The following is a 25,043-nucleotide window of genomic DNA, read 5'->3' on the forward strand; positions in this document are numbered from 1 at the left end:
TCAGGAGCCTCCTTCGTTCCAGCGCAGCTTCTTGCGCAGGGTGGCAAAGTAGTTCCAGCCCAAAGGATGCAGAAACCGCACGCAGTGCTCTGAGCGTTTGACCAGAATGCGGTCGCCGTGCAGCAGCGATGCCAGCGACTGCATGTCAAAGTTGGCGCTGACATCCCGGCCGCTGACCACCTCGACGGCCACCTCGGTGGCATCCGACAGCACAATGGGTCGGTTGGACAAGGTGTGGGGCGCGATGGGCACGAGCACCCAGCCCGGAATGGAAGGGTGGAGCATTGGTCCGCCGGCGGACAGCGAATACGCCGTCGACCCGGTGGGTGACGCGATGATGAGCCCGTCGGCACGCTGGTTGGCCACAAAGCGCCCGCCCACCTCGACGCGCAACTCCACCATGCCCGATGTGGCCCCGCGGTTGACGACCACGTCGTTCATCGCCAGCGCCTCGAACACCACTCTTTCATCGCGCACGACCCTGGCGTGCATGAGCGGCCTGAGGTCCTCTTCGTATTCGCCCCGCAGCATGGGCGCCAGCGTGGCCTGATAGGCATCGAAAGGAATATCGGTGATGAAACCCAGGCGCCCCTGGTTGATGCCGATCAGCGGCGTGCCGAAGCGGGCCAGCCGGCGACCGATGCCCAGCATGGTGCCGTCGCCCCCCACCACCAGGCCCAGGTCGCACTGGGCGCCTATCTCGTCTACAGTGAGTGCTGGGTAGTGCGCCAGGCCCATGTTGCTGGCAGTCTCGGCTTCGAGGGCCACTTCGCAGCCCTGCTGTTCTAAAAAGTGAGCGATACCTTCGAGTGCCTGGCGCGAAGTGTCGCCTGCAGAGCCCGCTGATGAAGCCTGGTACTTGCCTATGAGGGCGACATGGCGGAAATTGGAGGTCATCACGAAATTACATCATTAAAATCATTCCATGCTCGATGACCGTGCCAAGTTGTTGCTCAAAGCCCTGGTCGAGCGTTACATCGCCGACGGGCAGCCCGTGGGCTCAAGAACTCTGTCGCGCGCGTCGGGGCTGGACCTGTCGCCCGCGACCATCCGCAACGTGATGGCCGACCTGGAGGAGCTGGGCTTGATCGCCAGCCCGCACACCTCTGCCGGACGCATTCCTACTGCGCGGGGCTACCGGCTGTTTGTGGACACGATGCTTACCGTGCAGCGCGACTCATTCATGCCCGCGCAGCTCGCGCCGGAGCAGCCTCAGAAGGTCATCGCCAACGCGGCACAGCTGCTGTCCAACCTGTCGCAGTTTGTCGGCGTGGTCATGGCGCCCAGGCGCACCTCTGTTTTTCGGCACATCGAGTTTTTGAAGCTGTCAGAACGGCGCTTTCTGGTGATCATCGTGTCGCCGGAAGGGGATGTGCAAAACCGCGTGATCTTTACCGAGGTCGACTACTCCGCATCGCAGCTGATAGAGACCTCGAATTTCTTGAATGCTCACTACGCGGGCCTGGCCATGGAGCAGGTGCGCGAACGCCTGAAGTCCGAGGTGGATGCGCTGCGGGGCGAAATCGCATCGCTCATGCAGGCCGCGGTGAATGTGGGTTCCGAAGCCATGTCGGCGGCGCAGGACGAGGTGGTGATATCCGGCGAGCGCAACCTGCTGGCCGTGAGCGATTTTTCCAGCGACATGGGCAACCTGCGGCGGGCCTTCGATCTCTTCGAGCAGAAGACCCAGATCCTGCGTCTGCTGGACATCTCCAGCCAGGCAGAAGGCGTGCGGATCTACATCGGCGGCGAGAGCCACGTGGTGCCGTTCGAAGAACTGTCGATAGTCAGCTCGCCCTACGAAGTGGACGGCAAGGTGGTCGGCACGCTCGGCGTGATCGGCCCTACGCGCATGCCGTACGACCGGATGATCCAGATCGTGGACATCACCTCCAAGCTGGTGTCCAACGCGCTCAGCCACCGCAAGTAAGCCCCTACAATACGGCGCTTGCCCCGTTGTGTATGCAGCGCAGGAGCATGGCTTGGGGCGTTAGCTCAGTTGGTTAGAGCAGAGGACTCATAATCCTTTGGTCGTTGGTTCAAGTCCAACACGCCCTACCACCACCATCCACCATCGATGCGTGGGCGGTGTTTGCAGATCAAAGCCATTTTTCTTGCCGGCTTCAGCCCGTTTTCCTTTTGGACGTGCTGCAGTGCATTACAATCTCGGCTTGCGCTGAATTGTGCTTTTGTTGATGTGCTGCTAGCAGCAAGGGTCAGCAAGAAAATGATGATTTTCAAGGGCCGCCAAGAAATCATGCTATAATTCAAAGCTTAGCGGCTGTAGCTCAGCTGGATAGAGTACTTGGCTACGAACCAAGGGGTCGTGGGTTCGATTCCTGCCAGCCGCACCAATGTTTAAAGCCTGCAATCGCAAGATTGCAGGCTTTTTCATTTGTCCCAGCGTTTCTCGCTGACAGGGGAGATCTGCGATGAGCAAGGCCTTTACCAAAGAAACCGATGCGTCCGATGACGACGAGTTGGTACTGCCAGCGTTACCCGCTGGCGGCAAGAACTACATCACCCCGGCCGGATATGCGCGGCTGCGGGATGAGTTGCTGGACCTGATCGACAACGAGCGCCCCAAAGTGGTGGAGGCCGTGCACTGGGCTGCCAGCAACGGGGATCGGTCTGAAAACGGCGACTATCTCTACGGCAAAAAACGTTTGCGAGAGATCGACCGGCGCATTCGCTTTCTCACCAGGCGGCTCGAGATTGCCGAGGTGGTGGACCCCAGCCTGCACGTGGGCAGCGACCAGGTGTTCTTCGGCGCCACAGTCACTTACATCGATGACGAAGGGGTTGAGCGCACGATCACCATCATGGGCATCGACGAGGCGGACAGCCGCGAGTCGCAGGTGAGCTGGATCTCGCCGGTGGCGCGTGCGCTCTTGAAGGCACGGGTGGGGGATGAGGTGCAGCTGCCTACGCCCGGTGGCGTGCGAAGCCTTGAAGTGGTGGCGGTGCAGTACCCCCAGCGCATCGAAGCCGCCGGCTAGCAGCATCAACAGCGCGGCATCGTTACGTCACTTCAGGTCACGTCAATTCGATCGTTCGCTCACTAGCTCCACCTCACACCAGTTGACGCTGATGCGGCGCACAGCGCAGCGCTGGCGCCCGCTCAGGCTGCCTGCGGCGTGATGCGAACGGCGCGAATGACGGCCTGCGTGCGCCGCAAGTTGCGCAGCGCAGTTTCGAGGTGGATCTGGTCGCGCACTGCCACGATGAAGCGCAAGTCCGTGGTGTCCAGGGCTGCCTCGTCATCCATGTCCACATGGGTGATGTCGGCTTCCGAGCTGGCCAGTTCTGCGGCCACGCGGGCGAGCACGCCTTTGCCGTTGGTAACGGTCACGACGACGCCGGTTTCGAACATGCGCGTGGGCTCGTCAGACCAGTCCACCGCAATGAACCGCTCGCTGTCCTTGTGCTGCAGCCGTTTGGCCACGGTGCAATGCGCGTTGTGGACGACCAGGCCCTCGCCACGGCCCAGGTAGCCGACGATGCTGTCTCCCGGCACAGGGCGGCAGCAGGTCGCATATTGCACCGAGGCGTTTTCGCTGCCGTCCAGGGTCACCGCGCCTTGCGACAGTGTCTCGTGGGACGTGTAGCGCTCCCGCGTCATGAGCAGGGCGTCTGGGCGGTGGCCGTGTTCGGACATCAGCACCATCAGCCGCTTGGCCACGATGCTGGCGATGCGTTTGCCCAGGCCCAGGTCGGTCATGAGCTCGCTGCGGGTCCGGTTGCCGGTAAAGCGCAGCAGCTTGTCCCACAGGGGTTGTGTTTCTGCAGACACCGGTGGCAGTTGCTCCAGCCCCTCGGCGCGGATGGCCTGGGTCAGCAGTTTTTCGCCCAAGCCTTCGGATTCAGTCTGGGCCAGGGTCTTGAGGTAGTGCCGGATTTTCGAGCGTGCGCGGCCGGTGCGGACAAAACCCAGCCACGCCGGGTTGGGCGTGGACACTGGCGCGGTGATGACTTCCACCACATCGCCGTTCTTGAGCTCGGTGCGCAGGGGTACCTGCTCGTTGTTGATCTTGGCGGCCGTGGTGCGGTCGCCCACATTGCTGTGGATGGCATACGCAAAGTCGACCACCGTGGCGCCACGCGGCAAGGCCATGATCTGGCTCTTGGGCGTGAAGACGTACACCGCGTCGGGGAACAGGTCGACCTTCACGTGGTCCCAGAACTCCGCCGCGTCGCGGGTTTCGTTCTGGATGTCGAGCAGCGACTGCAGCCACTTGGTACCCAGGCGCTCGGCAGACGTGCCGTCGCCATCCTGTGCCTTGTACAGCCAGTGCGCTGCCACGCCGGCTTCGGCAATGACGTGCATCTCGTCGGTGCGCATCTGGAACTCGATGTTCACGCCCGAGGGGCCTACCAGGGTGGTGTGCAGCGACTGGTAGCCGTTGAGCTTCGCAATCGCGATGTGGTCCTTGAACTTGCCCGGCACGGGCTTGTACATCTGGTGCAGCACACCCAGTGCGGTGTAGCAGTCTGTCACCGTGGGCACGATCACGCGGAAACCGTAGATGTCCGTCACCTGGGCAAAGCTTAGGTGTTTGAGGTCCATCTTCTGGTAGATGGCGTACAGGGTCTTCTCGCGGCCGGCCAAGCGCACCTGCATGCCGATCTTGGAGAAGGCGGCATCCACCTCGGTCTGCACCCGCTGCACCAGGTCGCGGCGGCGGTTGCGCGACTTGTTGACCGCCTTGGACAGCGTGGCGTAGCGCCAGGGGTGCAGGTGGCGGAACGACAGGTCCTGCAGCTCGCGGTAGGTCTGGTTCAGGCCCAGGCGGTGGGCGATGGGTGCGTAGATCTCCAGCGTTTCCGACGAGATGCGGCCCCATTTGCTGCGCGGCATGTCCGACAGCGTGCGCATGTTGTGCGTGCGGTCGGCCAGCTTGATCAGAATGACTCGGACGTCGCGGGCCATGGCCAGCAGCATCTTGCGGAAGGATTCGGCCTGGTTTTCTTCGCGGGTGTTGAACTGCAGCTTGTCCAGCTTGGTGAGTCCGTCCACCAGTTCTGCCACCGGTGCGCCGAAGCGGTCGATGAGGTCCGCCTTGGTGACGCCGCAGTCTTCCATGGCGTCGTGCAGCAGCGCTGCCATGAGCGCCTGCGCATCGAGCTTCCAGCTGGCGCACTGGGCGGCCACGGCAATCGGGTGCGTGATGTAGGGCTCGCCGCTGTTGCGCAACTGGCCCAGGTGGGCCTCGTCGGCAAACCGGTAGGCCTGGCGCACCTGCTCGATGCTGGTGGCGTCCAGGTAGTCCAGGCTGTCGGTCAGCGCGGCAAAGCTGGCCGCAGCTGCATTGGCCGCCGCTGCAGCTGCCGAGAGTGTCCCTGCCGAGGGCGAATCGCCAGGCCGGGGCTGCGTTGCAGAAGGTGAGTTGAGCACCGCGTTCATGCCTTTAATGTAGCGCGGGAGCGCACCCGGCGAGTTCGGCGCAAAAAAAAGCACCGCTGGCGCGGTGCTTTTTGCGGGCGCGGCCCGGCAGAAACCTCAACCAGGAACCTTCTTGAGCATCTCCAAACCCACTTTGCCTTCGGCGATTTCGCGCAGGGCGGTCACGGCGGGCTTGTTGCGGCTTTCGATACGGGGAGCATGGCCCTGGCTCAGCATGCGAGCGCGGTAAGTGGCTGCCAACACGAGCTGGAAACGGTTGGGGATCTTTTCCAGACAGTCTTCTACGGTGATGCGTGCCATGGGGTGTACTCCGGAATTCAGGTGATATTGAGCGACTGGAAGGTGTCAGCACGCGCACGGCGCTGGGCGGCGTACTTCAGACGCTGGGCATGAACCACGGCTTTCAGGTCGAAGAGCGCGCGTTCAAACAACTCGTTGATTATAACGAAGTCGAATTTGCCGACCTGGGCCATCTCTTCGGCCGCATTCTTAAGGCGCACTTCGATGACATCGGGAGAGTCTTCTCCGCGGCGCTCCAGGCGCGAGCGCAACTCCTCCCAGCTGGGCGGAAGGATGAACACCAGGATGGCGTTGGCAAAGGCTTGCTTGATCTGCAGCGCGCCCTGGAAGTCGATCTCCAGAATCACGTCCGTGCCCTGCGCAATGCGCTCCTCGATGGCTTTCTTGGAGGTGCCATAGCGGTTGCCGTGGACGTGCGCCCACTCGACGAAAGCGTTGCCTTCGATCATGGCGTCGAACTCGGGCTGCGATGCAAAGTAGTAGTCGCGCCCGTGCTTTTCCTGCCCGCGGGGGGGGCGGGTGGTGTGCGAGATCGACAGGTGCACGTGGGAGTCAAGCTCCAGCAGGGCCTTGACCAGGCTGGATTTGCCAGCGCCACTGGGCGCCGCCACTACGAAAAGGTTTCCTGGATAGTCCATAACGAATATGCGTCCAGCGCTATCAAAACACGGGTGTCATTCAATATTCTGCACCTGCTCGCGCATCTGCTCGATCAGCACCTTCATGTCCACGCTGATGCGCGTGAGGTCGAGTGCGGCAGATTTGGAGCCCAGCGTATTGGCTTCGCGGTGCAGTTCCTGGATGAGAAAGTCCAGCCGTTTGCCCACTTCGCCGCCTTTTTTCAGCAGGCGCTCGATTTCGTCGAGGTGGGAATCCAGCCGCGTGATTTCTTCAGCCACGTCGATGCGGATGGCAAAGGCCGTGGCTTCGGTCATCGCGCGGTCCCGCGCGGCCTCGGGGGCGACCGCACCGTCGGTGAGCGCCATGGCTTCTTTCCAGCGCTCCATGAACCGAAGGCGTTGCTGCTCGACCAGCTGGGGCACCATCGGGACAGCCTGGGCTGCCAGGGCGCGCAGTTGCTTCAACCGGTCTTGCAACATGGCTGCCAGGCGCTTGCCTTCGCGCTCCCGGGCGGCCATGAGTGCGTCGAGGGCCTCTTCTGCCAGGGCAGGGACGGCGCTGGCCCAGTCTTCGCTGGCCGACGGCGCATTGGCGCACAGGCGCAGCGCGTCGGCCACCGTGAGGGGCGCAGCGTTGGGCAGCCAGGCCTTCACCGAGTCCTGAATGGAGTTGAGCCGCTGCAACAGGCGCGGGGGCGGGTCTTGCAGCGCATTGTTGTCTTCGGACTCCAGGGCAGCGCGCACTTCGACCTTGCCGCGCTTGAGGCGCGCGGTGAGCAGGCTGCGCAGTGCAGGCTCCAGCGCGCGCAGGTCGTCGGGCAGGCGGAAAGACAGGTCCAGAAAGCGGCTATTGACCGAGCGGATTTCGAGCCCCAGCCGGCGCGACGGCGTCGCGCGGGCATCGGTTTCTGCGCCAGTGGCGGACGCGCCATGCTGTGCGCTGGCGTATCCGGTCATGCTGTAAACTGGCATTGGACTTTTTGATGGTTGCTTGCGATCCGGCGATTATCCGGGTTCCGCTCTACCCCCGAGTCATCTTCGCAAAATATGTCAAAAATCAAGCCGGCTCCCTTGCCGCCCGACACCGCCATTGGTGGATACCGCGTGGTTCGCAGGGTGTCCTCCGGGGGCTTTGGTGTGGTGTACCTCGCCACCGACAGCGAAGGCCAGCAGGTCGCCATCAAGGAATACCTCCCTTCGTCGCTGGCCACCCGCGGCCCCGGCGAGCTGCTCCCCAAGGTGCCGTCCGAAAAGCTCTCGCTGTACCGCCTGGGCCTCAAGAGCTTTTTTGAAGAAGGCCGCTCGCTCGCCCAGATCTCGCATGCCTCTGTAGTGAGCGTGCTCAATTTCTTTCGCGAGAACGAAACCGTCTACATGGTGATGAATTACCTGGAGGGCGCGACCTTGCAGGACTTCATCATCACCGCGCGCGACCTCAAGACCCAGAAGGTCTTTCGCGAATCCACCATTCGCTCGTTGTTCGACGAGGTCCTGCGCGGCCTGCGCATCGTGCACCAGCACAAGATGCTGCACCTGGATATCAAGCCGGCCAACATCTTCATCACCGACGACAACAAGGCCGTGATGATCGACTTCGGCGCCGCGCGCGAGGTGCTGTCCAAGGAAGGCAACTTCATCCGCCCCATGTACACCCCCGGCTTTGCCGCGCCCGAGATGTACCGGCGCGATTCGTCGATGGGCCCCTGGACCGACATCTACGCCATCGGCGCCTGCATCTATGCCTGCATGCAGGGCTTTCCGCCCAACGAGGCGCCCCAGCGCATCGAAAAAGACCGCCTGTCCCTGGCGCTGACCAAGCTGCGCGGCGTGTACTCCGACAACCTGATCGAGGTGGTGGAGTGGTGCATGGCGCTCGACCCGCTGTCGCGCCCGCAGTCGGTGTTTGCGCTGCAAAAGGAGCTCAGCCGCGAGGGCGAGCGCCGCTACACCAAGCTGTCCGTCGGCGAAAAAATGCGGCTGCAGCTGGACACACTGGTGTCCGACACCAAGAAGAATGTGCAGAAGGTGGGCGAAGCCACCGGTATCGGAGCCAAACCCAAATGAACACGACTGACGCCCAGCGGGTAGGGGTGGGGCGCCCATGAAGTTCTCCGTATTCCAGATCAGCCGCCGGGGCGGCCGCGAGAAGAACGAAGACCGCATGGGCTATTGCTACACGCGCGAATCGGGCCTGTTCGTGCTGGCCGACGGCATGGGCGGACACCCCGAGGGCGAAGTCGCCGCGCAGATTGCGCTGCAGACCATCTCGGCACTGTTCCAGCGCGAGGCCAAGCCCCAGCTTAAGGACGTGCAGGAGTTTCTCTCGGGCGCCTTGCTGGCGGCGCACCACCAGATCCTGCGCTACGCCACCGACAAGGGCATGCTCGACACGCCGCGCACCACTCTGGTGGCTGCCGTGGTGCAGGCCGGCACGGCCACCTGGATCCACTGCGGCGATTCGCGCCTGTACATGGTGCGCGACGGCGACCTGCTGACCCGCACCCGTGACCACTCGTACATGGAGCTGCGCAACTCGCCGCCACCGGGCTTGGAGCGCATCAACCGCAACGTGCTGTTCACCTGCCTGGGCTCGCCCACCAAGCCGATCTACGACATCACCGGCCCGGTGTACCTGGAGCAGGGCGACCGCATCCTGCTGTGCTCCGACGGCCTGTGGGGCACGCTCAGCGATGAAGACATCTCCAAGCAGATCGCCCGCAACACGGTCTCGCATTCCGTGCCCGATCTGGTGGAGGCCGCGCTGCGCAAGGCTGGCGACAGCAGCGACAACGTCACGGTGATCGCGCTGGAGTGGGAAACGCCGGACGCGTTCGAGTCCACCCAGGGCGTGTCCACCGACAGCATCAGCGACGACGTGTTCGCGTCCACCATCCAGGCTGGCCCGTTGGACGGACTGGTGGACGACCTCGATGACGAAGCCATCGAGCGCTCCATTGCAGAGATCAACGAGGCGATTCGACGGTCTGCGGCCAGAAAGGCGTGACGCGTTACGCCGTGCCGCTGTGCGCGATGCGGCTTCTGGTGCACCGCTGCGACCGGTGAGCTACCGTGGCATTCGGCCCTGCAGCACCACCAGCACGACGTGATTCATGCTGTGCCGCGATGGTTGGCGTGAGCTGAGCTGAGCGGGACGGTACGCACGCTGAACGAATCACCGCCCGCTGCCGCCAACAGTGCCCGTGTATTGTGCCGGCCGTGTGCGGATTGACCGTTGGACTTTCCTTTTTTAGGCCTTTGCGCCGGGCGACTCCGGCGGGCCGCATTTTTGAGAACTGACACCACCATGACCACTTTCAACCGCACCGGCGGCCGCACCGCCGACCAACTGCGCCCCGTACGCATCACCCGCCACTACACCATGCACGCCGAAGGTTCGGTGCTGATCGAGTTCGGCAACACCAAGGTCCTGTGCACCGCGTCGGTCGAAGAACGCGTGCCACCGCACAAGCGCGGCAGCGGCGAAGGCTGGGTCACGGCCGAATACGGCATGCTGCCTCGGTCCACGCATTCCCGCAATGACCGCGAAGCCGCGCGCGGCAAGCAAAGCGGCCGCACGCAGGAGATCCAGCGCCTCATCGGCCGGTCGCTGCGCGCGGTGTTCGACCTCAAGCTGCTGGGCGAGCGCACCATCCAGCTCGACTGCGACGTGATCCAGGCCGATGGCGGCACCCGCACCGCGGCCATCACCGGCGCGTGGGTGGCTGCGCACGATGCGGTCAGCCGGCTGCTGGCCAGCGGCAAGATCACGCGGTCGCCGCTGCTGCAGCCCGTGGCGGCCATCTCCGTGGGCATCGTGCAGGGCACGCCGCTGCTGGACCTCGAATACGTGGAAGACGTCGATTGCGACACCGACATGAACGTGGTGATGACCGGCGCAGGCCATTTTGTCGAAGTGCAGGGCACGGCCGAGGGCGCAGCCTTCACCCGCTCCGAAATGGACCAGCTGCTCGCCTTGGCTGAAAAAGGCATTGCCGACCTGGTAGCCCTGCAGCAGCAGGCGCTGGCTGTGAATGCTCCTTAATTGATAGCTGCTAGCGCTTGATAGGAAAGCGGTAGCGGCCATTTTGACTATGAAAATCGTTCTTGCATCCAACAACCGCGGCAAACTCGCCGAGCTGCAGGCCATGCTGGCCCCGCTGGGCGTAGAGCTGGTGCGCCAGGCCGACCTGGGCGTGGGCGAGGCCGACGAGCCCTTTCGCACCTTTGTAGAAAACGCGCTGGCCAAGGCGCGCTTCGCCTCGGCGCACACCGGGCTGCCCGCCCTGGCCGACGATGCCGGCCTGTGCGTGGACGCGTTCGGTGGCCTGCCCGGTGTGGACACGGCCTACTACGCCACCCAGTTCGGCTACGACAAGGGCGACGACACCAACGTGCAGGCGCTGCTCGAGCAGATGCAGGCCGTGGACCAGCGCCGCGCGGCCATGGTCAGCACGCTGGTCGCCGTGCGCAGCCCTGAAGACCCCGAGCCTCTGATCGCCGTGGGCCGCGTGGTCGGAGAGATTGCGCGGGAGCGCCGCGGCAGCAACGGCTTCGGGTTCGACCCCATCATGTTCATCCCCGAGTTCGGCAAGACCTTTGCAGAGCTGCCCGTCGAAGTGAAAAACGCCCACAGCCACCGCGGCCGCTCAGCGCAGCAGATGCTGGCGCTGCTGCGCGAGCGTTGGCTGTGAGCGCCACAGCGCTGCACAGCCAGGGCGATTTGACTGCAGAGCCTCAGCCATGACCACCATTCCCATCGCACCCGCGGCCACGGCTGCGCCCGCAGAGCCTGCGCCCCAGCGCGACATTCAGCACTACATGCGCCCGGGCCTGTTGCAGCTGCAGAGCCTGCCGCCGCTGTCGCTGTACGTGCACCTGCCGTGGTGCCTCAAGAAGTGCCCGTACTGCGACTTCAACTCGCACGAGGCCCGCAGCGACGCCGATGCCGGCGGGTCCGGCGTGCCCGAGCAGCGCTACATCGACGCTTTGATGGCCGACCTGGAGTCCGCGCTGCCGCTGATCTGGGGGCGCACGGTGCACAGCATCTTCATCGGTGGCGGCACGCCCAGCCTGTTCTCGCCCGCCTCCATCGACCAGCTCATCGGCGGCATCCGTGCCCGCTTGCGGCTGGAGGCCGACTGCGAGATCACGATGGAGGCCAACCCCGGCACCTTCGAAAAGGACCGTTTCCGCGCGTTCCGCGGTGCGGGCATCACGCGGCTGTCGGTGGGTGTGCAAAGCTTCAACGATCGGCACTTGAAGGCCCTGGGCCGCGTGCACGACCGCGCGCAGGCCCTGGCGGCTGTCGAAGAGGCCGCAGAAGCCTTCGACACTTTCAACCTCGACATCATGTACGCGCTGCCGGGGCAGACCATGGAGGAGCTCGAGCAGGACATGCAGACCGCGCTGGCCCTGAAGCCGCCGCACATCTCCATCTACCACCTCACCATCGAGCCCAACACCTACTTCGCCAAGTACCCTCCGGCTATTCCGGAGGACGACCTGGCCTACGCCATGCTCGACCGCATCACCGAGATGACGGGCCAGTCGGGCATGGCCCGGTACGAGATATCGGCGTATGCCCAGCCCGGGCACCAGTGCTTTCACAACACCAACTACTGGCAGTTCGGGGACTATCTGGGCATTGGCGCCGGCGCGCACAGCAAGCTCAGCTTTGCGCATCGCGTGGTGCGGCAGGTGCGCTTTCGAGAGCCGCGGCTGTACATGGACCAGGCCCTGGCCGGGCGCCCCGTGGCGCAGGATGAAGAGGTCAAGCGTGCTGACCTGCCGTTTGAATTCATGCTCAACACGCTGCGCCTGCGCGACGGCTTTGCCCTGCAGGACTTCACGGAACGCACGGGCCTGCCGATCACGGCCATCGCCAAGAGCCTGCAGGAGGCAGAGCGCAAAGGCCTGATCGAGCGCGACATGGCCCGCGTGCGGCCCACCGAGCGGGGCTTCGATTTCCTGAGCGACCTGCAGGAGCTGTTTCTCGCCCATTGAGCGGCAACCAACCCTGAGATCGCCGGGCGCCCCGGCGGTAGATCTCAGCCGCAGTTCACCGCCACAATGCGCCCGGTCGCGTCGACCTCCAGGTTCAGGCGCTGGGCATTGAACTCCTTGGTGATCATCTGCCCAGGCCGCAGGATGCGGGCAATCTGCGCCCCCGAACGTGCGCGCGCGGTTTCCACCACGGTGGATGTGCTGTTCTGCCCCACAGCGCCCTGGGCCGGTTGCGCCGCGCATTGGCCGGTGGCAGGCGGGGGCGGCGGCGCGCTGGCACTCGGGGTGCCTGTGGTGCCACTGGATGCTGCGGGCGCCGTGCCGTAGTTGGAACAGCCGCCAAGGGCCGCTGCGGCAAGGATCAGGCTGGTCGAGACGATGTGGATGGGTCGGGACATGGCGGGAACTCCTCAGAAATTGGATGCAGCCACCTTAAAGGAACGCCTCGGTGGCGGGGGTGTCCACAGGTAACAGACAAAGGCCTTGCAGCATATTGTTTGGATGATCGAAATTTGACAGCGCCCATGTGCCAATTGAAAAATCGGTTCCGTCCTACATGCTGCGTTTTTATGCCGTTTTACTATCAACAGGTCGACACCCTCTCGACATCCCTCCCGCTTGCAACAAGCAAGTGTTAAGCCCGCACTACGCGGGCTTTTTTTTGGCCGTCCGACTTGTGATGCGGGCTGGGCGCACCATGCCGACGAGCCGCATGTTGTGCGGTTTACGGGCAGCTTGGGTACGACCCAAAGGTGGTCGGCTGCCCAACGGTTGCGCAGGCCAAGCCCCTCCATCGCGGGGCAGAGCCTAGCGGGAGACTACGGCGCAGTGGCTACCGTTTCAGACAGCAATTGCCCATACAGCGCAACGTAGGGCTTGGCCGCACGCTCCCAGGCGTAGTCCTGCGCCATGCAGCGCCTTTGCAGGGCGGCCCACTGCTCCGGCTTTTGCCACGCAGTCAGTACGCGGTCTGCCGTGGCGTCGAAGTCCCGTTGGGCCAGGCCCGGCATGACGAAGCCCGTCCCCGTCGTCAGGCGGGCGTCCGCGTCCTGCACCGTATCGGCCAGGCCACCGGTGCGGGTGACCAGCGGCGGCGTGCCATACACCTGGCTGTACATCTGGTTCAGGCCACAGGGCTCGAAGCGCGAGGGCATGAGAAAACAGTCTGCACCCGCTTCGATAAGGTGCGCCAGGCTTTCGTCGAACCCCAGCGTCACATGCACCTGCCCTGGGTGCGCGGCGGCCAGGGCGGTTAAAGCCTCTTCCAGGTGCGTGTCGCCGCGCCCTAGCACGGCCAGCTGTGCGCCCCGCGCCAACAAGCGGCCGGCACCCGCCAGCACCAGGTCCACGCCCTTTTGCGTCGTCAGCCGCCCCACCATGCCCAGCAGCGGGCCCGCGCTGGCACGCAGGCCGCAGCACTCGCGCAGCGCTGCCTTGTTCATCGCCTTGGCGGCCAGGTTGTCTGCACTGTACGGTGCTGCGATGAGCGGATCGATGGCCGGGTTCCAAGTGGCCGTGTCGATGCCATTCAACAAACCGTGCAGTCGGCCAGCACGCTGGCGCAGCACACCGTCAAGCCCGAAGCCCAGCTCCGGCTGCTGGATTTCCGCCGCGTAAGTGGGGCTCACGGTCGTGATGGCGTCCGCATGCTGCAGGCCGGCCTTGAGCATCGACAGCTGCCCCCAGAACTCCACGCCCTCGATGCCGCGGTGCGCAGGGTGCACATCCAGCAGGTCCGCAGCCGCCATCGGGAACACGCCCTGGAATGCCAGGTTGTGGATGGTCATCACACTGCGCGCGGTGCGCCCCTGGCCCGCCTGCCTGCGCTGGTGCAGGTACAGCGGTGCCAGTGCGCACGGCCAGTCGTTCGCGTGCACGATGTCGGCCTGCCAGCCGATGGGCGTCTCGGGGGACCCGATGAGCGCAGCCACATGGGCCAGAAAGCCGAAACGCAGCGCCTGGTCGCGGTCGTCCGGGTCGCCGGGGTTGGCGTAGGGCGTGTCTGCCGTGCCGTACAGGGCAGGGCACGACAGCAACCACAGCGGCGGCCGGCCTGCGGTGGCCGCCATCCGCAGCAACTGCGCAGCTGGCCAGCGCCCGTTGGACGGCAACGCGAGGATGCCCTCCAGGCTGCCATCGATCTTCATGTCGGCATAGGCCGGCATCAGCAGCGCGACATCGCAGCCGAGCTGCGCCAGTGCGGCAGGCAGCGCAGCGCTGACGTCGCCCAGGCCCCCGGTCTTGACCATGGGGGCGCATTCCGGCGTGACAAACAATACTTTCATGGAATCATGTCTTGGGTGACCAGCACAGCAAACGGCAGTCGGCTGCCGCCCGGGCCTACAGCGCCCAGTACATCGGACAGCGGCAGGTGGCTGCCATTGTCCAACGCTCGGCCGGTGAACAGCTCGACCCACTGTGCGGGCTTGGCCAGGGACGGGTGGACATCTGCCAGGCTCACCTGGGTGTCCTGCCAATCGCTGTGGTGCTGGGCATCCCAGGCCGCCAGCAGCCGTCCGCACACCAGCACGATGGCCTGGCCCTCATGCACGCGCGCATAGGCCAGCGCGTGGGATGCTGCGGCGCCTTCCACTGCCAGCGGCAGATAGATGGCGTCGCGCAGCAGCGCTGCATGCCGCGCCCGCAGCTGCAAAAGCCGCCAGGTCACCAGCTGCTTGGTAGCCGCTGGCATGGTGGCGTCAGTGCCCAGAAGGCCGCTCCAATCGTCACCTGTCGGGTACTGACCATCCGCGTACAGGGCCTGCAGCGGCTCAAGCGACGCTTGTAGCGACGCGAAGTCCACCGGGCGACGGTTGTCCGGGTCCACCAGCGAGAAGTTCCACTGCTCGCACCCCTGGTAAATATCGGGCACCCCAGGCGCTGTGAGCTTGATCGCCAGCTGGCACAGGCTGTTGCGAAAGCCGTAGGGCGCGATGCGCTGCACCCAGGCCTGCAGGGGGCGCAGGAACCGGTCGCTCGACAGGGCCTTGTCGATGTAATGCCGCACCGCCTCTTCATACGCTTCGTTCGGAAACAGCCAGTTGCTCTGCAGCTTGGCCTCGCGCATGGCTTTCACCATGTACTGCGCGATGCGCTCTCGCAGTGCAGGCAGGCAATCGTCGTCGCAGCCCGCTGCAGGCCAGATGCCCACCAGCGCCTGAAACAGCGCCCACAGGTCGTGCGCACTGGGTGCCGGCGCGTCGTCCACCGTACGGCGCAACGGCTCTGCAGCGCTGTGCAGTGCCTGCACCGTGGCCTCCCATTCGTCCACCAGTTCGGACAACACGTTCAGGCGTGCCCGCACGTCCTCCGATCGCTTGCTGTCGTGCGTTGAAGTGGCCAGCAAGCCGTGCGGCACATGCCGGGCCCGCTGCATGTTGGCCTGGTGGAAGGCGGAGACCGGCAGTCCGAAGCGCCGCGGTTCGGCACCCACATCGTTGAGCGAGACCAGGCGCACGTAGCGGTAGAACAAGGTGTCTTCCACCGCCTTGGCCATCACCGGCGCGGTGAACTGCTGCCACCGTCGCACAAAGTGCGCGCGCAGCTCGGGTGCCGGGCCGTCTTCGCCCAGCAGCACCCCGCGCAGGAAGGCCAGCACGCCGCCCTCGGCCGTGCCCAGCCGCCGGCGCGATGCGGCAATCGCCCAGTCGATGTGCTGCACATCGATGGCGCTGGGCGCCGCGCCGCCCGGCACCACGTAGGTGCGGTACACCGGGAATTGCGTGGCTACTTCCACCAACGCCACACGCAGCTGGTTGCGGGTGAAGTCGCACGCGCGCCGGTCGGCCCGGGTGATCTGGCTCAAGGTGCCCACCAGCCACGCCAGGTCGCTGAACAGGGCGGTCTCGATGATGAGCCGCTTGCACTCGCGCGCCGCATCTTCAAAGGCCAGAGTGTTGCCGGTAAAGCCCTGGTATACCGCGTCGAATCGCTCTTGCGCATCCGGGTCGATGAACACGCCGTTGACCAGCCGTGAGAACCGGTACCCCGTGCCCCCATGCACCTGCCAGTCGGCGGGCAGCGGCTCGTGCTCGGCCATGATCTTCTCGACCACGATGTACAGCGCCCGAGGCGGCAGGCCACCGGCCTGCAACAGGCCCTGGTAGCGCTGCTGCAGCCGCGCAAAGTACTGCGCCGGGTCCGCCAGCCCATCGGGGTGGTCGATGCGCAGGCCGCTGACCTTGCCCTGCGCCAGCCAGCGGAAGGTCAGCGCGTGCACCGCGTCGAACACCTCGGTGTTCTCCATCCGTATGGCGGCGAGCGCGTTGACGTCGAAAAAGCGGCGGTAGTTGATGTCGTCGCCCGCCACACGCCAGTCTGCCAAGCGGTAGGCCTGGCCCTGCAGCAGGCGGTCCAGCAGGTCGAAGCTGGCTGCGTCCCCCTGCGTTCCGTTCACCAGCTTCAGGTTGGCGTCGATCCAGTCGCGCACCCAGGCCAGGCGCGCGGCAAAGCCCGCCAGGCGCTGCTGGTGCACGCCAGCATCGCGCAGCCGCGTGGCGCGCAAGGCCGCGTCTTCTGTGTCGTGCGGCGGCAGCAGTCCGAAGGCATCCACCAGCGAATGCACGGCAGAAAAATCGTCTTGCTCGGCGCCCGGCGTGGCCGCCACAGGCAAGGGCACTGCGCTCAGCAACAGCGCATAGCTGCGCGGGTCGAGCGGGAAAGTCCGCTCCCAGTAGGCAACGGCAAAACGCCCGGTATCGCCATCGAACCGCACCTGAAACTCGCCGGACTCCAGCACCTTGCCGTAGTGGTCCCCCAACACGGGCAGCAGCACGCGCTTACCGGTCTGCACGCTGGCGGGGTTCCATTCGATGTCGAACGTCGTGGCGTGCGGGGACGACAGGCCGTGCTCCAGCACGTCGCGCCACCACCGGTTGCCCGCATCGTCCACGCCCATGTGGTTGGGCACCGTGTCGAGCAGGTGGCCCATGCCGTGTTCGGCCAGTGCAGCACACAGCGCATCGTGGTCGGCGTCGGTGCCGATCTCTGCATTCAGGTGGGCAGGGTCCACCACGTCGTAGCCGTGGGTGCTGCCCTGTGTGGCCTGCAGGTAGGGCGATGAATACAGGTGGCTCACACCCAATGCGTGCAGATACGGCACGGCAGCCAGCGCCTGCGCAAAGTTGAACTCTTTGTTCAACTGCAGCCGGTAGGTGGCGCGCGGGATGTCTGCCGTGTCGAGTGCGGGCAAGGGGCCTTCGGTGACATGCGTGCCGCCGCGCTCCTGGCGCACTGCGTCTGCAATGGCGGTAAAGAACGGCCCGGTCGCCAACTGCTCCAGCGTGCAGCCCATGCGGCGGCGCCAGTTGGGGTGGATGTCGTCGGTGGTGCCTGGCACGTTGGGCTGCTCGCGCTGGCCCAGCAGGTCTTCCAACTGCACGGCCACCAGCATGCACGGCGTGCGCGCCAGATACCGGTGCACCGCGGCGGCCAGCGCCGGTGTCATGTCGGGGGCGGACTGCGCATCCACCGTGACGCCTTCGGGCAGCAGCCCTTCGGCGTGCAGGGCGGCCAGCAGCTGGGTGCGGTCCTGCGCGCGCGCCAGCAGGGCGCGCACATGCGCATCTCCGTCCAGCCAACCGAGTGACTCTTGCACCGCCACGTCGCTGGCCGACCAGAAGCCCGCCAGCGTGGGCAGGTCGTGCGTGCTGACCACCGCCAGCGCTGTGCTCTGCCATTGCGCGGGCGGGCGGAAGGCACCGCCTTCCAGCCGCTCGAAGATCAGCGGGCGGTAGGACAGCAAAGCGCGCTCGGCCATGGCTTCGCGCATGGCCGGCGCCACATTGCCCAGGTCTTCGCCGATGACCATGCAGCGGTGCCGGTGGCTTTCGATGGCAACGACCGCCAGCAGGGGTTGCAGCGGATAGTTCACGTACGTCCCGCCGTCCGGGCTGGTCCAGAACAGCCGCATGAGGGCCATGACGTGGTCCATGCGCAGCGCGCCTGCCGGGGCCATGACGGCAGCCAGCATGTGCCGGAAGGGCAGGTACTGCGCAGCGGCCAGCGCAATCGGATTCACGGGGGGCAGGCCCCAGTCCTGCCCCTGGGTGCTGAGCGGGTCTGGCGGGGCGCCAACGTTCATGCCGCGCGCGTGCAGCGTTTGCCCGACCCAGGTGTCGGTGCCGCCGTCTGCCGCACCCACGGCCAGATCGCAATACAGGCCAATGGGCATGAGCTTGCGCGCCATGGCGCATGCTTGCGCCAGCTGCTCGTGCGCGATCCACTGCAGCCACAGGCGGTAGGCCACCTCATCGGTATGCTCCTGCACCCATGCCTGCACGGCGTGGCTCTGCGGGTCGCGCAGGTCCTCGGGCCAGGCGGGCCAACCCCAGATAGCGGCGTCGCGCGCCTGCAGCGCAATTTGAATGGCTTCAAACCGTGCGTGCGGCTCCAGCGTGGCCGCGTGCTCGGCGCGAAACTGGTCGAAGGCCGCGCCGCGCGTGGAGCCTGCGGCCCAGGCCGTGCGCCGGAAGGTCTGCCACAGGCGCGACAGGGCCGCCTCCTTGAGCGAGGCCACGGCGGTGTAGTCGACGGATGCACTGTGCTGCGCAGCCTGCAGCCGCGCGTGGAAGCCGGGTTCGCTGCACAGCTGCTGCGTGTCTTCGCAGTGCAGATATTCCGGCACGGCGGTCACGTCGATGTAGTGGACGTTGAGCGCCAGCCGGCTGCTGGGGCTGTAAGGGCTGGCCGCTTCGGGCTGGCCTGGGCGCAATGCGTGTACAGGGCTCAGCCCGACGAAGGCCGCGCCCTGCGCAGCCACCAGCGCCACGCACCGCGCCAGGTCGGTGAAGTCGCCGATGCCCCAGCTACGCTCCGACCGCAGCGCGTAGACCTGGGCAGTCACGCCCCACCAGCGTTCTCCCTGGCGCAACCCCTCGGGCAGCCAGCACTGGGCCGGGGCCACGAGGACGGTGCGTTGCCCCCCTGCAAAGCGCAGTTGGTAGTACCCGGCGGGCAGCGTGTCCGGCAGCTCTGCGGCAGGGCCATGGCCGCGCAGGCAGGGCACATCGCCCGCCGCTTCCAGGTCGTGCAGTTGCCAGTCGCCGGCTGCGGGCAGCGCCAACGGTGCCGCAGTGCCAGCGGCCACCACAGCGGTGTCTGCAGCTTCGGCGGCGTCTGCATGGGTGCCCATGGCCGCCAGCGCGCGCTCCATCACCTGCGTGCTCACCGCTACGGTTTCGCCCCAGAAGCCGGAGTACTGGTCGGCAATGCCGGCGTGCCGCGCGCGTTGCCGGAGCTCGGCCGACGGTTCGCCGGCCGCAAAAGGCCTGTCGAAACTCATGCAATCCCCTCGGTGCAGGTCCAGCGGGCCGACCAAGGCTCCCACACTGATGGCGCGCCATCACCAGCGTGGGTCCACCGGTGCTGAAAGATCGCGACGCCTTCAGGCGCCGGCGGTACGTTGTGCATGCGTTCAGGTCCCAGGTTGATGTCGAGCGACCACTGCATTCCCTGGCCGTACCGCCAGGTGACACGCAGGCCGTGGGTGCCGATGCGCTCGGCGGTGTGGTCCATGGTGCGCAGTTCGCGGGCGTGGGGCACCAGCCATTGTCGGCGCACCTCCAGCGCCTGGCGCACCAGTTCGCTGCGCTGGCGGCCTGCGGGTGTCTCTGCCTGCGCCCAATCCAGTCGGCTGGCAGCCAGGGTGGCTGCGTCGCACGGGTCCGGCAAGGTGGCAGCGCCGGACAGGACATGGCTGAACTCGCGCTGGCGGCCGTTGCGCACGGCCTCGCGCAGGTCGCCGTCCCAGTTGGCGAAGTACAAAAACGGCGTCGTCGCGCCAAATTCGTCGCCCATGAACACCATGGGCGTTGCCGGGGTCAGCAGCGCCAGCAGCAAGGCCAGTTCGACCGCAGGCTCGGACAGCAGCATCGACAGGCGCTCCCCGAAAGCCCGGTTGCCGATCTGGTCGTGGTTGCCCATGAAGTTGACCAGGGCTGCCAGCGGCAGTGGCGCATCGGCCTCGGTGGCCGGGCGGCCATTCGGAAAGGCGAAGCCATGCGTGAGCACGCGGGCCAGATGGTCGATGGGGTGTGCCGCAAACTTGGCGTAGTAGGTGTGCGACTCGCCGGTCAGTGCCACATGCACCGCGTGGTGAAAGTCGTCGTTCCATTGACCGTCGTAGTGGCCGCTGGCAGATGCAGGCGCGGCCAGGCGTTCGGGCTGGTTCTTTTCGTTTTCCAGCACCAGGTGCACCTGTCGTCCACTGGCCTCAGCCAACGTGCTCACCCGCGTGCTGATCTCCTGCAGGATGTCGGGGTCGCTGTCGTCCGCGATGGCGTGCACCGCGTCGAGCCGCAGGCCGTCCATGCGGAACTCTTCGATCCAGTAGAGCGCGTTGTGCAGGAAGAACGCACGCACGACCTCGCTGCCTTCCAGGTCAAAATTGATCGCGCGGCCCCAGGGGCTGTCGTGGCGGCGAGAAAAGAACTCTGGCGCATACGCCTGCAGGTAATTTCCGTCGGGGCCGAAGTGGTTGTAGACCACATCGAGAAACACGCACAGCCCCAGCGCATGCGCCGTGTCCACCAAATGCTTGAGATCGTCCGGAGAGCCGTACGCAGGGTGCGGTGCAAAGGGCAGCACGCCGTCGTAGCCCCACCCCCACTGGCCGCCAAAGGTGGCCACGGGCATGACCTCTATCGCAGTGAAACCCAACGCAGCCAGCCGCGGCAGCTGTGCGGCCGCCGCCGCGTAGGTGCCTGCGGGTGTGAAGGTACCCACATGCAGTTCATAGAAGACCAGTTCATGCCACGGCCTGCCGCTCCAGGCGGACTGCTTCCAGGCATAGGCGCTCGGGTCGGACACGCGGCACATGCCGTGCGGACCCTGGGGAGCCTGGCGGGCGGCCGGGTCGGGTACCGCCAGGTCGCCGTTGATCAGCCACTGATAGTGTGTAGACGCGGTGGCTGTGGCAAGGCCGACATGCCACCATCCGCCTGAAAGCCGCTCTGCAGCGCTGCTGCTCGGCGGTGCTGCGCTGTCGTCCGGCACGTGCACGAGCGAGACTTCGGACGCTGCAGGCGCCCACAGCCGAAAGTCCACGCCGCCGCGCCGGCGCAACTGCGCGCCGAACGGCATGTGGTGGGTGCCATCCGCAGTGTCGGCCGCGTTGGTCATGCCGGCTTGGAGTCGGGGGCGGATGCCGGGCCGCGCGAAGGTGTGGTGAACGCAGCCAGCGAATGGGGCAGTAGCGTGTACGTGGCACCTGCCTCCACAGCGGTAGCCGTAGCTGCAGCATCAGGGGCCGGTGTGCCGTCTGCGGCACTCGCCACATCGGGCGAACTGACCGCTGGGGTCGCACCAGCGTCTGCGGACAGGGCCACGCGGTCGTCGCGGGTGTCCAGGCGCAGCGCCCAGTGGCGGCCCTGGGGGTCGGCTGGCAGCGTGAACACTGTTTCTTCACCCGACGCATTGAAGAGCACCAGCAGCGAGTCTTCACCCTCGCGCGTGCTTTCCATCAAAGCCGACACACAGCGCACCGCCGGGTCGTTCCATTCGTCGGGCGTCATGGACAAGCCCCACACGCTGTACCACTCCACCGCTACACAGGGCGCCATGCCTGCGGCGCGATGCGGCCAGGCCGCCAGCCGCACCACCGGCAGGCTGCGCCGCAGCGCCATCAGGTCCGCAGTGAAGGCCTGCAGCGGGGCGTGGTTTGCCGCGCGCTCCCAGTCGAACCACGAGAGGTCGTTGTCCTGGCAGTAGCCGTTGTTGTTGCCACGCTGCGTGCGCCCCAGTTCGTCGCCGCCGAGCAGCAGCGGTGTGCCGTGCGACAGGAACAGCGTGGCCAGCAGGTTGCGCGACTGGCGCTGGCGCAGCGCCAGGATCTCGGCATCGTCGGTATCGCCCTCTGCGCCGCAGTTCCAGCTGCGGTTGTGGTCCTCGCCGTCGCGGTTGTCCTCGCCATTGGCATCGTTGTGCTTGCCGTTGTAGCTGACCAGATCGGCCAGCGTGAAGCCATCGTGCACCGTGACGAGGTTGACGCTCGCCGTCGGGCTGCGGCGGCGCGGCTCCAGCATGTCGGCAGAGCCGCACAGGCTGGCTGCGAAGGCGGGCAGGCTGGCGTCTGCGTTGGTCCAGTAGTCGCGCACCGCGTCGCGGTAGCGGCCGTTCCATTCCATCCAGCCGGTGGGGAACCCGCCCAGCTGGTAGCCGTTGATGCCCAGGTCCCAGGGCTCGGCGATCAGCTTCACGCGCGACAGCACCGGGTCCTGCGCAATGGCAGCGAAGAAGGGGGCACGCCAGGTGAAATCGCAGGCGGCATCGCGGCCCAGCGCAGAGGCCAGGTCGAACCTGAAGCCATCCACATGCATCTCTTGCACCCAGTACCGCAGACTGTCCAGCACCAGCCGCAGTGCGGGCGGGCTACTGGTGTCCACCGTGTTCCCGGTGCCGGTGATGTCTGCACAAAAGCGGGGCTCTTCGGCCAGGCGGTAATACGCAGAATGGTCGATGCCTTTCAGGCTGAGCGTGGGCCCCAGGTGGTTGCCTTCGCCCGTGTGGTTGTAAACCACGTCCAGGATGACCTCGATGCCGGCGCTGTGCAGCGCCTTGACCATGGCCTTGAATTCATCCACACCGCCATCCAGGCTCTGCGCTGCCGGCGTGGCATAGCGGGGCTCGGGGGCAAAGAATGCAATGGTGTTGTAGCCCCAGTAGTTGGACAGGCCCAGTTCGATGAGACGCAGGTCATCGACGAAGGCCTGTACGGGCAACAGCTCGACGCTCGTCACACCCAGGCGTTGCAGGTGTGCGATGGCGGGTGCGCTGGCCAGCCCCGCGTACGTGCCGCGCAATGCCTCGGGCACGTCGGGCATGGTCTGGGTGAAGCCCTTGACGTGGACTTCATAGAAGACGGTCTCGTTGGGTGCAACGCGGGGCGCTTGGTCATCGCCCCAGTCGAAGCGTGAGCGCACCACGCGGCATTTGGGGGCCGTGCGGCCGTTGTCCGTGGTACTGGGCGCAAGGTCTTCGTCCGCATGGCCCAGCACATAGCCGAACTGGTCGGGTGCACCGCGCACGGGTGCCGCCAGGGCTTGGGCATAGGGGTCCATCAGCAGCAAGGCGGGGTTACAGCGCTGCCCCTGGGTGGGTTCGTAGGGCCCATGTACGCGCAATCCATACACCTGGCCTGGGCGCAGTCCGTGTACGTACCCGTGCCACACATCGTCCGTCAGGGCTGGCAGCGCAATGCGTTCCGTTTCGCTGCCGTCCGGCGCGAAGAGGCACACCTCCACGGAGTCTGCAATGCCGGAGTACACCGCAAAGTTGACACCCTGGCGATCAGCCGCGGCCCCCAGCGGCCAGGGCCGTCCGGCTTCCACCCGGTGGCGGGTTGCGCGCGATCGCTTGGCGGAGCCGGTGGCCGGCCCTGTGGCAGTCACATCGATCTTCATGCAGCCGCCCGGAATTCGCCGTCGCACAGCGCCGTCGATGCGGCCACGGAATTTGTCGTGCGCAGTCGGCCCACGGTAGTGCTGCTGTCGACGCTGGCCCGCGCAGGAAAGAAATGGCGGGGCACCACGACGATGCCGCTGGGCGTGACATGAAAGCGCTTGCGGTCGGCCTCGATATCGAAACCGATGCGTTCGTAACCGGGTATGTCGTTGTCCTGGTCGATGATGGCGCGGCGGATGCGGGCACCTGCACCGATGCGCGAGCGTTCCATGACGATGCAGTGCTCCAGGTGCGCGTTGCGCTCCACCAGCACCGAGCGACGCAGCATCGCGTGGTCCAGCGTGGCGCCGTCCACGATGCTTCCCGAGCCCACCACGGAGCGGTGCAGCACGCCGTTTTCGATCTGCGCAGACTCGGCCTGGTCGGGGCTGGCGTAAATGGGCCAGTGCTTGTTCGTCATGCGAAAGCGCGGTGTCGCGCCCAGGGTGTCGAAGTGCGCATCGAAGTACGCGTCGATGGTGCCCACGTCGCGCCAGTAACCGTGTTCTTCGTAGGCTGCGGTGCCGGGAATGGAGTTGGTATTGAAGTCATACGCCATGAGGCGGTGCGACTTGAGCATGGTCGGCAAGATGTCGCGGCCGAAGTCGCTGTGGCCGGTGGCGTGCGCCTTGTGCAAGGCGTCCAGCAGCACATCGGCATTGAACAGGTAGTTGCCCATGGAGGCCAGCGTGTGCGTGGTGCTGCCCGGCATCGGGTCGGCAACGTCCGGCTTTTCAACGAACTGGCTGATGCGGTGCTGCGAATCGATCTCCACAATGCCGAACTGGTTGGCCTGCGCCAGCGGTACCGGCAGCGTGGCCACGCTGACATGCGCATTGCTGGCGCAGTGAAACTCCACCATCTGCCGCACGTCCATGCGGTAGATGTGGTCTGCACCGAACACCGCCACGATGTCGGGCTGAAAGCTCTCGATCAGGTGGATGTTCTGGTAGACCGAGTCGGCCGTGCCCTGGAACCACTCGGGACCATTGCGCATCTGGGGCGGGACCACCGTCACGAAATGCTGGGGGATGAAGCGGGTCATGGTCCAGGACTGCCGGATGTGCTCGATGAGCGACTGCGACTTGTACTGCACCAGCAGGTAGATCGAGTAGATCTCCGAGTTCACCAGGTTGGACAGCACGAAGTCCACGATGCGGTGTTTGCCGTTGAACGGCACGGCGGGCTTGCAGCGTTCTGCGGTGAGCGGGTGCAGGCGGGACCCCTCTCCACCGGCCATGACAATGGCGAGTACGTTGGTTTTGCGTGACATCGGA

18 protein-coding genes and 2 tRNA genes are annotated in these 25,043 nt (G+C 65.6%); 9 read left to right on the forward strand and 11 right to left on the reverse strand.

What is annotated here, in order from left to right:
- Positions 1-897 carry an NAD kinase gene (locus ASF16_RS00500; protein WP_056161402.1) on the reverse strand — a complete coding sequence of 299 codons (897 nt, stop codon included), beginning with the start codon at positions 895-897 and terminating at the stop codon, positions 1-3.
- 28 nt (positions 898-925) lie between these two features.
- Between ASF16_RS00500 and hrcA the strand changes: the two genes are divergently transcribed.
- The 4 genes from hrcA to greB all read left to right on the forward strand — a co-directional run bounded on the left by hrcA (position 926) and on the right by greB (position 2,999).
- Entirely contained in the window at positions 926-1,930 is a 1,005-nt protein-coding gene (gene hrcA, locus ASF16_RS00505; protein WP_056161404.1) for a heat-inducible transcriptional repressor HrcA, read from the forward strand.
- Between the two features lie 54 nt (positions 1,931-1,984).
- Positions 1,985-2,061: transfer RNA gene (locus ASF16_RS00510), tRNA-Ile, on the forward strand.
- 216 nt (positions 2,062-2,277) lie between these two features.
- Positions 2,278-2,354: transfer RNA gene (locus ASF16_RS00515), tRNA-Arg, on the forward strand.
- A gap of 78 nt (positions 2,355-2,432) precedes the next feature.
- Positions 2,433-2,999: a transcription elongation factor GreB gene (gene greB, locus ASF16_RS00520; protein WP_056161406.1), complete on the forward strand. Its 567-nt coding sequence runs from the start codon at positions 2,433-2,435 to the stop codon at positions 2,997-2,999.
- A gap of 122 nt (positions 3,000-3,121) precedes the next feature.
- Here greB and ASF16_RS00525 read toward each other — a convergent pair whose 3' ends face one another.
- The 4 genes from ASF16_RS00525 to ASF16_RS00540 form a co-directional block, all read right to left on the reverse strand.
- Entirely contained in the window at positions 3,122-5,404 is a 2,283-nt protein-coding gene (locus ASF16_RS00525) for a bifunctional (p)ppGpp synthetase/guanosine-3',5'-bis(diphosphate) 3'-pyrophosphohydrolase (protein ID WP_056161407.1), read from the reverse strand.
- 96 nt (positions 5,405-5,500) lie between these two features.
- Positions 5,501-5,704, reverse strand: a complete 204-nt coding sequence (gene rpoZ, locus ASF16_RS00530; protein WP_005794722.1) for a DNA-directed RNA polymerase subunit omega — start codon at positions 5,702-5,704, stop codon at positions 5,501-5,503.
- A gap of 17 nt (positions 5,705-5,721) precedes the next feature.
- The gene (gene gmk, locus ASF16_RS00535; protein ID WP_056161409.1) at positions 5,722-6,342 is read right to left on the reverse strand and encodes a guanylate kinase; all 621 of its coding nucleotides are present in this window, start codon (positions 6,340-6,342) and stop codon (positions 5,722-5,724) included.
- 36 nt (positions 6,343-6,378) lie between these two features.
- Positions 6,379-7,296 carry a YicC/YloC family endoribonuclease gene (locus ASF16_RS00540; RefSeq protein ID WP_082516666.1) on the reverse strand — a complete coding sequence of 306 codons (918 nt, stop codon included), beginning with the start codon at positions 7,294-7,296 and terminating at the stop codon, positions 6,379-6,381.
- A gap of 75 nt (positions 7,297-7,371) precedes the next feature.
- On the opposite strand from ASF16_RS00540, the gene ASF16_RS00545 reads away from it, so the two are divergent.
- From ASF16_RS00545 to hemW, 5 genes are all read left to right on the forward strand, one after another.
- Entirely contained in the window at positions 7,372-8,388 is a 1,017-nt protein-coding gene (locus tag ASF16_RS00545; RefSeq protein ID WP_056161413.1) for a serine/threonine-protein kinase, read from the forward strand.
- A gap of 37 nt (positions 8,389-8,425) precedes the next feature.
- On the forward strand, positions 8,426-9,328 hold the full coding sequence (locus tag ASF16_RS00550) for a PP2C family serine/threonine-protein phosphatase (protein WP_056161415.1): 903 nt from the start codon (positions 8,426-8,428) through the stop codon (positions 9,326-9,328).
- 300 nt (positions 9,329-9,628) lie between these two features.
- Entirely contained in the window at positions 9,629-10,366 is a 738-nt protein-coding gene (gene rph / locus ASF16_RS00555; protein WP_056161417.1) for a ribonuclease PH, read from the forward strand.
- Between the two features lie 49 nt (positions 10,367-10,415).
- Positions 10,416-11,015, forward strand: a complete 600-nt coding sequence (rdgB, locus tag ASF16_RS00560) for an RdgB/HAM1 family non-canonical purine NTP pyrophosphatase (RefSeq protein ID WP_056161419.1) — start codon at positions 10,416-10,418, stop codon at positions 11,013-11,015.
- A 49-nt stretch (positions 11,016-11,064) separates the two neighbouring features.
- Entirely contained in the window at positions 11,065-12,327 is a 1,263-nt protein-coding gene (gene hemW / locus ASF16_RS00565; protein WP_056161421.1) for a radical SAM family heme chaperone HemW, read from the forward strand.
- A 44-nt stretch (positions 12,328-12,371) separates the two neighbouring features.
- On the opposite strand, the gene ASF16_RS00570 is transcribed toward hemW, so the two are convergent.
- From ASF16_RS00570 to ASF16_RS00595, 6 genes are all read right to left on the reverse strand, one after another.
- On the reverse strand, positions 12,372-12,725 hold the full coding sequence (locus ASF16_RS00570; RefSeq protein WP_082516667.1) for an I78 family peptidase inhibitor: 354 nt from the start codon (positions 12,723-12,725) through the stop codon (positions 12,372-12,374).
- A 420-nt stretch (positions 12,726-13,145) separates the two neighbouring features.
- The gene (glgA, locus tag ASF16_RS00575; protein WP_056161423.1) at positions 13,146-14,612 is read right to left on the reverse strand and encodes a glycogen synthase GlgA; all 1,467 of its coding nucleotides are present in this window, start codon (positions 14,610-14,612) and stop codon (positions 13,146-13,148) included.
- Positions 14,609-19,609, reverse strand: a complete 5,001-nt coding sequence (gene treY, locus ASF16_RS00580; RefSeq protein ID WP_056161424.1) for a malto-oligosyltrehalose synthase — start codon at positions 19,607-19,609, stop codon at positions 14,609-14,611. Before treY ends, glgA begins: the two co-directional genes overlap by 4 nt.
- Positions 19,606-21,447 (reverse strand): malto-oligosyltrehalose trehalohydrolase, encoded by a 1,842-nt coding sequence (gene treZ, locus ASF16_RS00585; RefSeq protein WP_235507212.1) that lies wholly within the window; start codon positions 21,445-21,447, stop codon positions 19,606-19,608. Before treZ ends, treY begins: the two co-directional genes overlap by 4 nt.
- A complete protein-coding gene (glgX, locus tag ASF16_RS00590) occupies positions 21,444-23,726 on the reverse strand; it encodes a glycogen debranching protein GlgX (RefSeq protein ID WP_056161426.1) in 2,283 nt (760 codons plus the stop codon). The genes treZ and glgX overlap by 4 nt, the downstream gene beginning before the upstream one ends.
- Entirely contained in the window at positions 23,723-25,039 is a 1,317-nt protein-coding gene (locus tag ASF16_RS00595; protein ID WP_056161428.1) for a glucose-1-phosphate adenylyltransferase, read from the reverse strand. The genes glgX and ASF16_RS00595 overlap by 4 nt, the downstream gene beginning before the upstream one ends.
- Positions 25,040-25,043 lie beyond the last annotated feature (4 nt).

It is taken from the genome of Acidovorax sp. Leaf78 (assembly GCF_001422735.1).
Lineage (GTDB): Bacteria > Pseudomonadota > Gammaproteobacteria > Burkholderiales > Burkholderiaceae_C > Acidovorax.

Coding starts and splice junctions, on each gene's coding strand:
- ASF16_RS00500 (WP_056161402.1), bottom strand. CDS start 897: ATGACCTCCAATTTCCGCCATGTCGCCCTCATAGGCAAGTACCAGGCT.
- hrcA (WP_056161404.1), top strand. CDS start 926: ATGCTCGATGACCGTGCCAAGTTGTTGCTCAAAGCCCTGGTCGAGCGT.
- greB (WP_056161406.1), top strand. CDS start 2,433: ATGAGCAAGGCCTTTACCAAAGAAACCGATGCGTCCGATGACGACGAG.
- ASF16_RS00525 (WP_056161407.1), bottom strand. CDS start 5,404: ATGAACGCGGTGCTCAACTCACCTTCTGCAACGCAGCCCCGGCCTGGC.
- rpoZ (WP_005794722.1), bottom strand. CDS start 5,704: ATGGCACGCATCACCGTAGAAGACTGTCTGGAAAAGATCCCCAACCGT.
- gmk (WP_056161409.1), bottom strand. CDS start 6,342: ATGGACTATCCAGGAAACCTTTTCGTAGTGGCGGCGCCCAGTGGCGCT.
- ASF16_RS00540 (WP_082516666.1), bottom strand. CDS start 7,296: ATGCCAGTTTACAGCATGACCGGATACGCCAGCGCACAGCATGGCGCG.
- ASF16_RS00545 (WP_056161413.1), top strand. CDS start 7,372: ATGTCAAAAATCAAGCCGGCTCCCTTGCCGCCCGACACCGCCATTGGT.
- ASF16_RS00550 (WP_056161415.1), top strand. CDS start 8,426: ATGAAGTTCTCCGTATTCCAGATCAGCCGCCGGGGCGGCCGCGAGAAG.
- rph (WP_056161417.1), top strand. CDS start 9,629: ATGACCACTTTCAACCGCACCGGCGGCCGCACCGCCGACCAACTGCGC.
- rdgB (WP_056161419.1), top strand. CDS start 10,416: ATGAAAATCGTTCTTGCATCCAACAACCGCGGCAAACTCGCCGAGCTG.
- hemW (WP_056161421.1), top strand. CDS start 11,065: ATGACCACCATTCCCATCGCACCCGCGGCCACGGCTGCGCCCGCAGAG.
- ASF16_RS00570 (WP_082516667.1), bottom strand. CDS start 12,725: ATGTCCCGACCCATCCACATCGTCTCGACCAGCCTGATCCTTGCCGCA.
- glgA (WP_056161423.1), bottom strand. CDS start 14,612: ATGAAAGTATTGTTTGTCACGCCGGAATGCGCCCCCATGGTCAAGACC.
- treY (WP_056161424.1), bottom strand. CDS start 19,609: ATGAGTTTCGACAGGCCTTTTGCGGCCGGCGAACCGTCGGCCGAGCTC.
- treZ (WP_235507212.1), bottom strand. CDS start 21,447: ATGACCAACGCGGCCGACACTGCGGATGGCACCCACCACATGCCGTTC.
- glgX (WP_056161426.1), bottom strand. CDS start 23,726: ATGAAGATCGATGTGACTGCCACAGGGCCGGCCACCGGCTCCGCCAAG.
- ASF16_RS00595 (WP_056161428.1), bottom strand. CDS start 25,039: ATGTCACGCAAAACCAACGTACTCGCCATTGTCATGGCCGGTGGAGAG.